This is a genomic window from Escherichia sp. WS338, assembly GCF_046486405.1.
Lineage (GTDB): Bacteria > Pseudomonadota > Gammaproteobacteria > Enterobacterales > Enterobacteriaceae > Escherichia > Escherichia coli.
Window position 1 is genome coordinate 55,545 of the sequence record NZ_JBJQLL010000002.1, and the last position, 12,726, is coordinate 68,270.

Consider the following 12,726-nt stretch of genomic DNA (forward strand, 5'->3'; position numbering starts at 1 on the left):
TAGTACGGTGCTCACCACCAGGCGTGGAAGTGGTGAACCGGACCAATACCGTGACCAACTTCCAGCGTGTCGGCCTGGGCTAATGCCGATGAAAGCCAGCTTTTTGCCTCCTGTACGGTGTCAGTCCAGTTTGTATGGCGCGGGCGCAGTGCAGCCAACGCCGCAGAGAGCGTACAACCAGTGCCGTGAGTGTTTTTGGTCATAATGCGCTGTGCGGTAAACCGTTGTTCACCCTCGCGGGTAAACAGCCAGTCCGGGCTTTGCTCATCATCCAGATGACCACCTTTCATTAGTACTGCGCCACAGCCCATCGCCAACAGCGATCGCCCTTGTTCCAGCATTTCCTGTTCGGTGCGCGCGTGTGGCGCGTCGAGCAAGGCGGCGGCTTCGGGCAAGTTTGGCGTTATTAATGAAACCTGTGGCAATAATCGACTGCGCAGCGTAGCAACCGCCGAAGGTGAAAGCAGCGGGTCGCCGCTTTTTGCCAGCATAACGGTGTCGAGTACCACGTTTTGGATCTGATAACGTTGCAACCGTTCTGCCACCACTTCAACAATATCGGTTTCCGCCAACATACCGATTTTAGTGGTGTCGATTCGCACATCGCTGAACACCGAATCGAGCTGGGCGGCGACAAAATCAGGCTCAATGCGATACACCGACTGTACGCCACGGGTATTTTGCGCCACCAGTGCAGTAATAACTGAGCAACCATAAGCGCCAAGTGCCGAGAAGGTTTTAAGATCGGCCTGAATCCCCGCACCACCACTCGGATCAGTACCGGCAATCGTCAGAGCGTTAATTCGTTTCATGCCTGCACCTCCTGCGTCAATTGCCAGAGCGCATCAAGGAAATGTGGAACAAAACTGCCTGGCCCCTCGCTTCTGGCGACTGCGCGTTCTCCGGCTTGTTTCATCCAGTGACAGGCAGATGCGATATTTTCCAGCGTATCGCCTGGTAGCGCACAACAGGCAGCGACAACCGCCGATAGTGCACAGCCAGTTCCTACCACTTTGGTCATTAACGGATCGCCACCGTGAATGCCAATGATACGATGTCCATCGGTAACATAATCCACCTCGCCAGTGACCACGACGATTGCGCCAGTTTCCCGTGCCAGTGTTTGTGCAGCGGGTATCGCGTTAGCTGCGGCATCAGTGGTATCCACTCCCCGTCCACCATTAGCAACGCCAGCTAATGCCATGATTTCCGAAGCATTACCACGTATGGCGGTTGGCTTATGGGACAGAAGTTCCACACAAAAACGGCGGCGATAATCGAGCGCACCAACCGCAACCGGATCAAGCGTCCAGGGCGTTTGTGATCGTGTTGCTTGCTCAACGGCAGCACTCATCGCCTGTGCGCGTGGCTGCGTCAGCGTGCCAACGTTAATCAGCAACGCACTGGCGATTGCCGCAAACTGACTGGCCTCTTCGGTTTCGATGACCATCGCTGGCGATGCACCGAGCGCCAGTAAGGTATTGGCAGTAAAGGTTTGCACCACATCATTGGTCATACAGTGCACAAGAGGGGAATGTTGGTGAAAAAGGTGTAACGCGTGCGCAGATTGCGCTGAACTCAGCAGGTCGACTTGCATAGTTTGCTCCTGCCATAACGTGAAGAAGCAATGACCTGGTGGTCCGTGACTTCCCTACGCTGGCATTATCCAGATCAGGTGATACGGGTATTTCTCAGCCTTCACGCAGAAGGGCACCCCGAGTCGTTTGGTTGCGATGATAAATCGCAAAGGAGGATGGTAATGTCCAGCGCACGCGTTGTAAACGAGGAAAAACGGCAGTTTTACAATCGCGTTAATAAATTATTTGATATATGAATCCAGCACCTTCAGAACGACATCCAGATCTTCTTCACGTTTTAGCTCATCCCCCTGGTGAACGATGTGTTCCGTCAGATGACCTTTAATCACTTCCCGCATCAGACCGTTCACCGCGCCACGGATAGCAGCAATCTGTTGTAAAACTGCAGCGCATTCGTGCGGCTCGTCGAGCATTTTCTTGAGCGCCACGACCTGGCCCTGAATCTTACTGGCACGCGCTTTCAGTTTCTGTTTATCACGGATTGTATGAGACATGGCAACACCTGGTTAACAAGAATATGAAAAATCATAGCACTATTAATCTACTGGGGGGTAGTATCAGGTACTGGGGGGGGAGTAGAATCAGATTGCCGAATTAATACTAAGAATTATTATCATGACCGAATTTACAACACTTCTTCAGCAAGGAAACGCCTGGTTCTTCATCCCCAGCGCCATCTTACTTGGTGCGCTTCATGGCCTGGAACCGGGGCACTCAAAAACGATGATGGCGGCGTTTATCATCGCCATCAAAGGCACCATTAAACAGGCGGTGATGCTCGGACTGGCAGCAACCATTTCGCATACCGCAGTGGTCTGGTTAATTGCCTTTGGCGGGATGGTGATCAGCAAACGCTTTACTGCTCAATCAGCAGAACCGTGGCTCCAGTTGATTTCCGCAGTGATCATTATTAGCACCGCGTTCTGGATGTTCTGGCGTACCTGGCGCGGCGAACGCAACTGGCTGGAGAATATGCACGAGCATGATCATGAGCATCATCAGCACGATCACGAAGATCACCACGACCATGGACATCATCACCATCACGAACATGGCGAGTATCAGGATGCCCATGCACGAGCCCATGCCAATGACATTAAACGACGCTTTGATGGTAGAGAGGTCACCAACTGGCAAATTTTGCTATTTGGCTTAACCGGTGGCCTTATCCCCTGCCCGGCAGCAATTACCGTGCTGTTGATTTGCATTCAGTTGAAAGCCCTGACACTGGGCGCAACACTGGTCGTCAGTTTCAGCCTCGGCCTGGCGTTAACGCTTGTCACCGTAGGCGTTGGCGCAGCAATCAGCGTTCAGCAGGTCGCAAAACGCTGGAGCGGATTTAACACTCTCGCTAAACGCGCTCCCTATTTTTCCAGTCTGTTGATTGGCTTAGTTGGTGTGTATATGGGCGTACATGGCTTCATGGGCATAATGCGATAACTCAATCCTTTAGGCTTGCATGTTATCTTCAGCCCAGGATGATTCTTAAATCAGCTATTTCCGCTGACTCTCTGCTCGCTAAGGATGCTTTTAGGGCATCCTTTCATTTACACTTTTTACGAAATCATGGGATCACTAACAAAATATCGCTTGTCAGTTATATTGTATGGCAGGAAAGATATGCGACTGATATTACAGATCCCCAAAGTGGAGAGTTTATGACCATTAAAAATAAGATGTTGCTGGGTGCGCTTTTGCTGGTTACCAGTGCCGCCTGGGCCGCACCAGCCACCGCGGGTTCGACCAATACCTCGGGAATTTCTAAGTATGAGTTAAGCAGTTTCATTGCTGACTTTAAGCATTTCAAACCAGGTGACACCGTCCCAGAGATGTACCGCACCGATGAGTACAACATTAAGCAGTGGCAGTTACGTAACCTGCCCGCGCCTGATGCCGGGACGCACTGGACCTATATGGGTGGCGCGTACGTGTTGATCAGCGACACCGACGGTAAAATCATTAAAGCCTACGACGGTGAGATTTTTTATCATCGCTAAAAAAAAGCCCCCTCGGAGAGAGGGGGGAATGCAGACACCTTAATATTTTTATTATTAGCCACTTGCTCGTCTTGCTTGTTATTAGTCGTATTTCACGTTGATTAATGCGGTTGCCTCCAGTGCGCCAGATTTAACTTTGTTTGTATCGTAGACGTAGTAACTGGCCGTTATCGGAATTGAAACCGTTGTATCTGTAAGTTTTGACTTTGCCGCAATTTCTTTTAAATTTGTATATCCTTTACTGCTGTTAGTGATATTTAAAAGTGTGACTGGCGTACCATTACTTTCAAGAATAAATCCTACGCCATTATCTTCCGCACCTTTCAGGATCGTGTTGCTGTTGGTTAACAAGTCAGAACTTGATAAATACACCTGCATTTTCCGTGATGTTTGATTTTGTTGACCTAATAAATTTTTACAACGCAGAATAATATCCCCTTTTTTACTATTTATTGTTGTTTTGTTACCTGTGGCTGGTAATTGTGAAACGGGAATACTCTCTAACGTAATTAATAAATCGTCCGGTTTGCAGGTTGTGGTTATCGGGTTGTATGACAATGTCAGATTAAAGGAATAGACACCTGCATTTTGTGCCAATGCATTTCTGTAGCTATTTACACATGCATCCCATGACTTACCACCTAATAAACACAGTAGAAATTGTACTGCGGCACTCCCGCGTGTCGATGATGAAGCACTGGATAATGTCGCAACTCCATTAATCATTACTGAACCGCCGCCCCCCGCAGAAACATTCACTTTTGCATTACTGGCCGCAGGTGTCACCGTTACCGAATAACCACTGGTGAAACTGGTCTGATTATTTGACAACGTGATGTTGTTTTTATTGGTCCATTCAAAATGTAAATTTAATTTAATGGTATCGTTATAAAGTCCAACAATAATATCCGACGGGCTCATAGGGGTGATAGTATTTGTACTCACGCATGACGAATCATTAAAATTATGCTCATATGTCGCTATTTGTGTTTGACTAAGTGCAAAATCCCCCTGAACAACCAAATTGTGCTGAACAGATAACTCACTATAACATGCCGCATAGCTCACAGGCATAACCATCATCATTAATATAAATAGCATTATGCGAATTTTCATAGGACCACCTGACTATTACTGGCAAATATAATTTCTACTTTCATCAATCTCTTTACCGAAGGTGATTGTGCATGAAAGTCCTTGTTGCTTATTAATTGCCACATTAACCGATGGCGGTACTTCATTAGTGCGAATAAATAACTGACTTCCCTGGCCGACAACGCCAATATTATGACCATGGATATCATTGACTTCATAACCAAACGTTAATGGTTGCCCATCCGTTCTTAACGCTTTTATAAACCAGGGCTTGCGCTGATCGGTATCAAAATTAACCAGTACAACCGCGCCGCGAAAAGGGGCGGCAATTTTCCGGTTGCCACGTAATTCTGCTTCGCTATCGCTTTGCGACACATCCAGCATCAGGTGATTTTCCCGATAAGGTGTCATTCCGTCGTATACCACCACTCCATTACGGTTTGTTGTGCGATATTTTTGCCCATTGACATAAGCATCTTTAATTCCTGGCGCATTCATCACAGCAAACGTTTCAGAAAGACGGTTTGCCAGATTAACGCCACCCGACCAGGCGACAATGCCCCCTGAAACACTGGCTCCAGCCTGTCGATAAGCACTCGACTGACTATAACTGCCATTCACTGTCGCAACCGGCGCGTTCCAGGTTAAATTCGCCCCAGCTGTCGTTTCATTTCCCTGATACTGATAACTCAGGTTGACCCCATAGTTAAACTGATCCCGGCTTCCAACGGTTCCTGATAATCCCGTATTATTTGAGGCAACCCCCTGATCATCAAACGTCGTTGAGTTAGACATATATATTTGCCGACGAGGCGTCGTAACGTCATCACCCCAATCAAAGGGAATCGATATAAAAATATTAAAACGTTTCTCTTCATGATGATTCTCGTCATAAGCATGGCTTGCCGCGAGGGTATAGCTTATCCTTCGCAGGTTGTTGGAATAACTCAACTGATAATTCTTACTGCTGCCGCTACGCCCCCAGTAATCTCGCCATAACGTACTTAAGGACACAGAACCCCAGCCTTCTGGCAATGACTGACTCATATTGGCAGAGAAGCTATTTTTACGGCCAAAATCGTTCTGGTAATAATCGGCAATGTCATAGATATCGTTTTCATCACGGCGATAATTATCTTTATTGTTTGCCCATACGTGATCATTAAATGTCCGATAATCACGCGACGAATAACGCCAGGCCGCCAGACCAAAACGTGTCGACGTTTGGCTCACAAATTTGTTGTAGGCAATTTGATAACTTTGCCCGTCAAACACATCGCCGTTGTCTTGTTTACTATGCGACTTCGTGGCATCGACGGAAATGGCACCAATGCGTGTATTCCAGCCAGTCCCCAAAGTGAACGCGTAATAATTATTCGCGACCATCGAGCCACCATACAGCGTTAATAAGTTATTAAAACCATACTGATGACCCGCCTGGACAAAATCACTTTGTTTGCTCGCCCCTTCAATATGGCTACGACCCGCCACAAAATCATATTTCGACACGCCGGGTTGCAGCATATTTGGTACCGCTGCATAAGGCACCAGATAGGTGGTTACCGAACCGTCCGCCTCTTTCACGCTGACATCAAGATCTGCTCCACCTCCGGCCAACTGCAAATCTGTAATCGCAAACGGGCCAGGAGGAACCTCTTTCTGATAAACCACAAAACCATTCTGTTCAATAGTTACCAGCGCGTTACTCTGAGCAATCCCCTGCACCCGTGGCGTAAAATTTTGTTTCGAGTTAGGCAACATCTGCATATCACGAAACAACCGCACACCGCTGAAGCGAACAGAATCAAAAATATCGCTTGATGTGTACATATCACCCACACGAAGCGTGCCGAGAAGTTGGGCAAATCCACGTTCCAGATACAGGGTATTGCTTTTCCACACCCCTGGATTGTTATTTGTTTTACTGAAACTGGCATCAGAATGCAGTTGCCACCCCTGTAAATTTAACCCGCTGTTAAAACGTACATATGTACTCTTGCTATTACCGGACGCTTTATAATCGCTGTAATACTGACTCACATAATAAGAGGTATAAAACGCATTAATACCCCGCTCCCAGTTTTCTGGTGGAACATAGCCACTTTCCAGATCTTCCACCCAGGCCTGCGGGACACTGAAATCGAGACGAAAAACTCCGATATCCCAGGTATAGCTCCCGCCCTGAATAAGTTGCTTAAATGTTAAACATTGCTTACCGCTGGCAAAGCTATCGGTATTAATGCCTAACCGCTTGATCATTTCCCTTGATAAACATGTTTCTTGCGGGTTGTCTTTAACAATGATCTCATATTTCCCACGCCATTGCTTATTGACATAAATATCGATGTCATACGGCCCCGGCAAGGGCTGATTATCTTCAAGACGAATATTTGAAACCTGCTGGTCTTTCATTCCACCTATCATGAAATGGGTATCAAAGGTTTCTTCAGCTGCATAAGCTTCAATGCCGATCAATAACGCTACGATTGCTGATGCAAGTGGGGTCATTCTCAACATAGGCAGCTCCTGCAATTAAATTTTGTCACTAATATAATTGCCATGGTCATCGATAATGGTCAGATGCCAGTTATTTGCATTATTACTTTTGACATTAACACTCTGACTTTCTAAGGGGGCAATCATAATAGTTTCATAATTGACTTTGACATTATTAGCTTTGACATCCGAAATCGTCACCCAATTAGCTGAGTCATTTTTTATCACCAATCCATTGCCACTGCGATTTACCAGTAACTTTTTAAAGGTCACTTTATTTACCGGAGCAATACCCGCTGGCCGGTAAAACAACTTAATTCTGTTTTGCATCGCAAACTTCAGTGCATTCTTACCTTCTTGTTCTGGACTATTTGGTGGAATATCCAGAACATTCAGATAAAAAATACTCTCTTTATTAGTGGGTAGTTTATTCGGCATAATTTTAATTTTTACTTGCTGCCCGGAATTTGCCCCTATTTTTGCCACTGGTGGCGTTAACATGAAAGGAACCTGAATTTTTTCTGGTGGTAATGACGTATCGCCATCATCAATCCACGCCTGCATCAGCGAAGAACGGTTTCCCTGGTTCATCAACTGCACCATCACTTCTTTGTGCTCTGCCGGGTAAATAATACGCGTCCCGTAGATAACAATACCGGCATGTGCAGGAAGGACCATAGAAGAAATGAGTAAAGCTAATAATCCTTTCATCTTAATGCCTCTTAAATTAAAAGGCCGCCATGGAGATAGCGGCCATGTTAATTACCTGAAGAATCTTGCAATTTTATTTATTAATCCTGCGCCACACGCATAATCAGGGAAGATAACACATCACCTGAATTCACTGAGTTATCTGTCAGTTTCAGGTATTTTGCTTTAAACGGAATGGCATATTGACCGTCCGCTGTTTTATAACTCTCGATGTTGAAAGGTGCAGAAACATCCAGGACATCACTGTTATCACCTAAATAGAGATAGTAACCCACGGTATCGTTGCTACTGGCTATCGCCTTATCGTTGCCGGTTATTTTGTCGTTTGTGATCAACGAGAGTTTTACACCAGCAACTTCTTTCGGGCAGCTAATTTTTAACATGCTGCTGGTTACACCGACTGCATCATCATAGGTAGAATATTTAGCTTTACCTTCAAAGACAGTGGTTGGTACAGTTGGCATATTAATACTTACTGAATCGCCACCTGCTTCGAATTTACACGGAGATTCTGCAATATTCCCTTTAATGGTTAATGTTCCGGTATCAACGTCTGCGGCAAATACCCCAGCGCTCATAAAAAAAGAAGAAAAAACAGCGGCAGCAATAATTGAACGTTTCATAATATGCTCCTTAATAAAATCAATTTTTGGTTGTTAAGAGTCTGTATCTCTTGGAAACAAATTTCTCACACCCAAAAAGTTGCCGCAATGTAAACACATTGTTTTATTGATTTAAAGCAAATTAACCATTGCAATATAAACACAACAAATACTTAAGCACATTAAATATTTATCAAATCTATTAATTAATGTAGATTTCTATAAATGGTATTATTAATATCAATAAAAAAGCTTAAATCATTCATGTGAATGATTTAAGCTTTCTAAATCCAATTAAAACCAGGGTGGCAAATTAATCGTAGCGATTTAACACGATTCGACGTTTGCTATCGCTATCTGCAGCAATCACTTCCGTCGTTACACCTTTAACTGGCGAAGAAACCTGATGACGGGTATCAACATTATACGTTAACTGACCACAATGCTGTTGAGGTTGACCATTAACCATAGCCATACTGCATGTTGGGGGACTGATCCTACCATTAATCGTTAATGTAGCAGTTTCTGAAGAGAACGCGGGAGAAGCCAATCCATAGGCAAGAAAAATAATTCCTGACAGCCAGTACTTATTCATTGAACGTTATCCCTGTAGTAAAGGTTATGCCTGGAAAGAATGAGTGCATAACAAACTATAGCTGTACATCCACTACACAGCCACGAAGGATGATAATGAAGCATCGCCGGTACGATCAATCGACTTTGTAGAGTTTCGGACGAAGGTCCGCAGAATATTCGCAGCATTAAATAAGTGTTCATTAATGCGGCAAAAACAAATACACCGCATCAATGTAACATCTCTGCGGTGTATGAAGAATAATCAGAATGGTTAATACGCGTTAGACCGCGCGGAAGGAAATCTCGCCTGGAATGACTTCACCCTGCCAGTAGAGCTGAGCTGCAACGCGGTCAGCCAGCTGGCGGTAGATAGCGGTAAATTCGCTCTCAGGACGGCTGATAACCGTTGGCGTGCCTTTATCGAGATCCTCACGTAAGGAGATGTGTAACGGCATCTGCCCCAGCAGCTGCGTGTGGTATTTCTCGGCCAGTTTCTCTGCACCACCGGTACCGAAAATCGGTTCATGGTGACCACAGTTACTGCAAATATGCACACTCATGTTCTCGACAATACCGAGCACCGGAACTTCGACTTTCTCGAACATCACAATGCCTTTTTTCGCATCGATCAACGCGATGTCCTGCGGGGTGGTGACCACGACTGCACCGGTTACTGGAATGTTTTGTGCCAATGTCAATTGAATGTCACCGGTACCTGGCGGCATATCAAGCACCAGATAGTCGAGATCCGGCCACAAGGTTTCCTGCAACATTTGCATTAACGCCTTGCTCGCCATTGGGCCACGCCACACCATCGCATTGTCGTCTGTCACCAGATAACCAATTGAATTAGTTGCCAGGCCATGAGACATAATCGGTGCCATATGGGTACCGTCCGGCGAAGTTGGACGCTGATTTTCTGCACCCAGCATGGTGGGTATTGATGGGCCGTAGATATCGGCGTCCAGAATGCCGACTTTCGCCCCTTCCGCCGCCAGTGCCAGCGCCAGGTTTACCGCCGTGGAGGATTTACCCACGCCGCCTTTACCGGAGCTGACCGCAATGATGTTCTTCACGCCGTTAATTCCCGGCTGATTCTTCACGCGTTTTAAGGTGGCGATATTGTGCGACAGTTTCCAGTCGATAGCTTTCGCCCCGGTGATGCGCAGCAGTTCGGCGCTACATTGCTCTTTTAACTCTTCGAACGCGCTATGCCAGACGAATGGCATAACCAGTTCCACATGCAACGTGTCGTCCATCCAGGCGACATGGTGCAACGCTTTCAGCGTGGTGAGGTTATGCTTCAGGGTTGGGTGCTGAAAATTGGCCAGTGTCCCGGCGACCATTGCGCGCAAGGCTTCTGGTGATTTGGCCTGGGATTGTTCGTTCATCCCGACTCCTTTTTTGTATAGATAAACCATCAGCTGATAGTTTACCTGAAGAATATAGAGAAGTACTTACTTAACATTTTCCCATTTGGTACTATCTAACCCCTTTTCACTATTAAGAAGTAATGCCTACTATGACTCAAGTCGCGAAGAAAATTCTGGTGACGTGCGCACTGCCGTACGCTAACGGCTCAATCCACCTCGGCCATATGCTGGAGCACATCCAGGCTGATGTCTGGGTCCGTTACCAGCGAATGCGCGGCCACGAGGTCAACTTCATCTGCGCCGACGATGCCCACGGTACACCAATCATGTTGAAAGCTCAGCAGCTTGGTATCACTCCGGAGCAGATGATTGGCGAAATGAGTCAGGAGCATCAGACTGATTTCGCAGGCTTTAACATCAGCTATGACAACTATCACTCGACGCACAGCGAAGAGAACCGCCAGTTGTCAGAACTTATCTACTCTCGCCTGAAAGAAAACGGTTTTATTAAAAACCGCACCATCTCTCAGCTGTACGATCCGGAAAAAGGCATGTTCCTGCCGGACCGTTTTGTAAAAGGCACCTGCCCGAAATGTAAATCCCCGGATCAATACGGCGATAACTGCGAAGTCTGCGGCGCGACCTACAGCCCGACTGAACTGATCGAGCCGAAATCGGTGGTTTCTGGCGCTACCCCGGTAATGCGTGATTCTGAACACTTCTTCTTTGATCTGCCCTCTTTCAGCGAAATGCTGCAGGCATGGACCCGCAGCGGTGCGTTGCAGGAGCAGGTGGCAAATAAAATGCAGGAGTGGTTTGAATCTGGCCTGCAACAGTGGGATATCTCCCGCGACGCCCCTTATTTCGGTTTTGAAATTCCGAACGCGCCGGGCAAATATTTCTACGTCTGGCTGGACGCACCGATTGGCTACATGGGTTCTTTCAAGAATCTGTGTGACAAGCGCGGCGACAGCGTAAGCTTCGATGAATACTGGAAGAAAGACTCCACTGCCGAGCTGTACCACTTCATCGGTAAAGATATTGTTTACTTCCACAGCCTGTTCTGGCCTGCCATGTTGGAAGGTAGCAACTTCCGCAAGCCGACCAACCTGTTTGTTCACGGCTATGTAACGGTGAACGGCGCGAAGATGTCCAAGTCTCGCGGCACCTTTATTAAAGCCAGCACCTGGCTGAATCATTTTGACGCTGACAGCCTGCGTTACTACTACACTGCGAAACTCTCTTCGCGCATTGATGATATCGATCTCAACCTCGAGGATTTCGTTCAGCGTGTGAATGCTGATATCGTCAACAAAGTGGTTAATCTGGCGTCCCGTAACGCGGGCTTTATCAACAAACGTTTTGACGGCGTGCTGGCAAGCGAACTGGCTGACCCGCAACTGTACAAAACCTTCACTGATGCCGCTGAAGAGATTGGCGAAGCGTGGGAAAGCCGTGAATTTGGTAAAGCAGTGCGCGAAATCATGGCACTGGCTGACCTGGCTAACCGCTATGTCGATGAACAGGCTCCGTGGGTGGTGGCGAAGCAGGAAGGTCGCGATGCTGACCTGCAGGCGATTTGCTCTATGGGCATTAACCTGTTCCGCGTACTGATGACTTACCTGAAGCCGGTACTGCCGAAACTGACTGAACGAGCAGAAGCATTCCTGAATACGGAACTGACCTGGGATGGTATCCAGCAACCGCTGCTGGGCCATAAAGTGAATCCGTTCAAAGCACTGTATAACCGTATCGACATGAAGCAGGTTGAAGCACTGGTGGAAGCGTCTAAAGAAGAAGTGAAAGCCACTACCGCGCCAGTTACTGGCCCACTGGCAGATGATCCGATTCAGGAAACCATCACCTTTGACGACTTCGCCAAAGTTGACCTGCGCGTGGCGCTGATTGAAAACGCAGAGTTTGTTGAAGGTTCTGACAAACTGTTGCGCCTGACACTGGATCTCGGCGGTGAAAAACGCAATGTCTTCTCCGGCATTCGTTCTGCTTACCCGGATCCGCAGGCACTTATTGGTCGTCACACCATTATGGTGGCTAACCTGGCACCACGTAAAATGCGCTTCGGTATCTCCGAAGGCATGGTGATGGCTGCTGGTCCTGGCGGGAAAGATATCTTCCTGCTAAGCCCGGATGCCGGTGCTAAACCGGGTCATCAGGTGAAATAATCCCCCCTTCAAGGCGCTGCATCGACAGCGCCTTTTCTTTATAAATTCCTAAATTTGTTTTCTTGCGATTTTGTCTCTCTCTAACCCGCATAAAT

The 12,726-nt window shown here is 47.1% G+C and carries 12 protein-coding genes and 1 riboswitch; of the genes, 3 read left to right on the forward strand and 9 right to left on the reverse strand.

Going from position 1 to position 12,726, the window contains the following annotated elements; all coding sequences use genetic code 11:
• Positions 1-11: 11 nt before the first annotated feature.
• From thiD to rcnR, 3 genes are all read right to left on the reverse strand, one after another.
• Positions 12-812 carry a bifunctional hydroxymethylpyrimidine kinase/phosphomethylpyrimidine kinase gene (gene thiD / locus ACJHWT_RS01710; RefSeq protein WP_021539232.1) on the reverse strand — a complete coding sequence of 267 codons (801 nt, stop codon included), beginning with the start codon at positions 810-812 and terminating at the stop codon, positions 12-14.
• Positions 809-1,597, reverse strand: coding sequence for a hydroxyethylthiazole kinase (gene thiM / locus ACJHWT_RS01715; RefSeq protein WP_001195614.1), 789 nt, complete (start codon positions 1,595-1,597; stop codon positions 809-811). The genes thiD and thiM overlap by 4 nt, the downstream gene beginning before the upstream one ends.
• A 34-nt stretch (positions 1,598-1,631) precedes the next feature.
• Positions 1,632-1,728: riboswitch (TPP riboswitch) on the reverse strand.
• 91 nt (positions 1,729-1,819) lie between these two features.
• Positions 1,820-2,092 (reverse strand): Ni(II)/Co(II)-binding transcriptional repressor RcnR, encoded by a 273-nt coding sequence (gene rcnR / locus ACJHWT_RS01720; protein ID WP_000019944.1) that lies wholly within the window; start codon positions 2,090-2,092, stop codon positions 1,820-1,822.
• A 121-nt stretch (positions 2,093-2,213) separates the two neighbouring features.
• Here rcnR and rcnA point away from each other — a divergent pair, with 121 nt between their 5' ends.
• On the forward strand, positions 2,214-3,038 hold the full coding sequence (gene rcnA / locus ACJHWT_RS01725; protein WP_021539233.1) for a nickel/cobalt efflux protein RcnA: 825 nt from the start codon (positions 2,214-2,216) through the stop codon (positions 3,036-3,038).
• A gap of 218 nt (positions 3,039-3,256) precedes the next feature.
• Positions 3,257-3,595 carry a Ni(II)/Co(II) efflux transporter accessory subunit RcnB gene (gene rcnB / locus ACJHWT_RS01730; protein WP_000153067.1) on the forward strand — a complete coding sequence of 113 codons (339 nt, stop codon included), beginning with the start codon at positions 3,257-3,259 and terminating at the stop codon, positions 3,593-3,595.
• Positions 3,596-3,676: 81 nt separating this feature from the next.
• On the opposite strand, the gene ACJHWT_RS01735 is transcribed toward rcnB, so the two are convergent.
• The 6 genes from ACJHWT_RS01735 to apbC form a co-directional block, all read right to left on the reverse strand.
• Entirely contained in the window at positions 3,677-4,711 is a 1,035-nt protein-coding gene (locus ACJHWT_RS01735; RefSeq protein WP_021539234.1) for a putative fimbrial-like adhesin protein, read from the reverse strand.
• 15 nt (positions 4,712-4,726) lie between these two features.
• Positions 4,727-7,207 (reverse strand): fimbrial biogenesis outer membrane usher protein, encoded by a 2,481-nt coding sequence (locus tag ACJHWT_RS01740; protein ID WP_021539235.1) that lies wholly within the window; start codon positions 7,205-7,207, stop codon positions 4,727-4,729.
• A gap of 15 nt (positions 7,208-7,222) precedes the next feature.
• Positions 7,223-7,897 carry a fimbria/pilus periplasmic chaperone gene (locus ACJHWT_RS01745; RefSeq protein ID WP_000677332.1) on the reverse strand — a complete coding sequence of 225 codons (675 nt, stop codon included), beginning with the start codon at positions 7,895-7,897 and terminating at the stop codon, positions 7,223-7,225.
• 80 nt (positions 7,898-7,977) lie between these two features.
• Positions 7,978-8,520 (reverse strand): fimbrial protein, encoded by a 543-nt coding sequence (locus tag ACJHWT_RS01750; RefSeq protein ID WP_021539236.1) that lies wholly within the window; start codon positions 8,518-8,520, stop codon positions 7,978-7,980.
• Between the two features lie 292 nt (positions 8,521-8,812).
• Positions 8,813-9,094, reverse strand: coding sequence for a YehE family protein (locus tag ACJHWT_RS01755; RefSeq protein ID WP_001046487.1), 282 nt, complete (start codon positions 9,092-9,094; stop codon positions 8,813-8,815).
• A gap of 262 nt (positions 9,095-9,356) precedes the next feature.
• The gene (gene apbC / locus ACJHWT_RS01760; protein WP_001005448.1) at positions 9,357-10,466 is read right to left on the reverse strand and encodes an iron-sulfur cluster carrier protein ApbC; all 1,110 of its coding nucleotides are present in this window, start codon (positions 10,464-10,466) and stop codon (positions 9,357-9,359) included.
• A 131-nt stretch (positions 10,467-10,597) separates the two neighbouring features.
• Between apbC and metG the strand changes: the two genes are divergently transcribed.
• Positions 10,598-12,631 (forward strand): methionine--tRNA ligase, encoded by a 2,034-nt coding sequence (gene metG / locus ACJHWT_RS01765; protein ID WP_001563647.1) that lies wholly within the window; start codon positions 10,598-10,600, stop codon positions 12,629-12,631.
• The last annotated feature ends 95 nt before the right edge of the window (positions 12,632-12,726 follow it).

Coding starts and splice junctions, on each gene's coding strand:
- thiD (WP_021539232.1), bottom strand. CDS start 812: ATGAAACGAATTAACGCTCTGACGATTGCCGGTACTGATCCGAGTGGT.
- thiM (WP_001195614.1), bottom strand. CDS start 1,597: ATGCAAGTCGACCTGCTGAGTTCAGCGCAATCTGCGCACGCGTTACAC.
- rcnR (WP_000019944.1), bottom strand. CDS start 2,092: ATGTCTCATACAATCCGTGATAAACAGAAACTGAAAGCGCGTGCCAGT.
- rcnA (WP_021539233.1), top strand. CDS start 2,214: ATGACCGAATTTACAACACTTCTTCAGCAAGGAAACGCCTGGTTCTTC.
- rcnB (WP_000153067.1), top strand. CDS start 3,257: ATGACCATTAAAAATAAGATGTTGCTGGGTGCGCTTTTGCTGGTTACC.
- ACJHWT_RS01735 (WP_021539234.1), bottom strand. CDS start 4,711: ATGAAAATTCGCATAATGCTATTTATATTAATGATGATGGTTATGCCT.
- ACJHWT_RS01740 (WP_021539235.1), bottom strand. CDS start 7,207: ATGTTGAGAATGACCCCACTTGCATCAGCAATCGTAGCGTTATTGATC.
- ACJHWT_RS01745 (WP_000677332.1), bottom strand. CDS start 7,897: ATGAAAGGATTATTAGCTTTACTCATTTCTTCTATGGTCCTTCCTGCA.
- ACJHWT_RS01750 (WP_021539236.1), bottom strand. CDS start 8,520: ATGAAACGTTCAATTATTGCTGCCGCTGTTTTTTCTTCTTTTTTTATG.
- ACJHWT_RS01755 (WP_001046487.1), bottom strand. CDS start 9,094: ATGAATAAGTACTGGCTGTCAGGAATTATTTTTCTTGCCTATGGATTG.
- apbC (WP_001005448.1), bottom strand. CDS start 10,466: ATGAACGAACAATCCCAGGCCAAATCACCAGAAGCCTTGCGCGCAATG.
- metG (WP_001563647.1), top strand. CDS start 10,598: ATGACTCAAGTCGCGAAGAAAATTCTGGTGACGTGCGCACTGCCGTAC.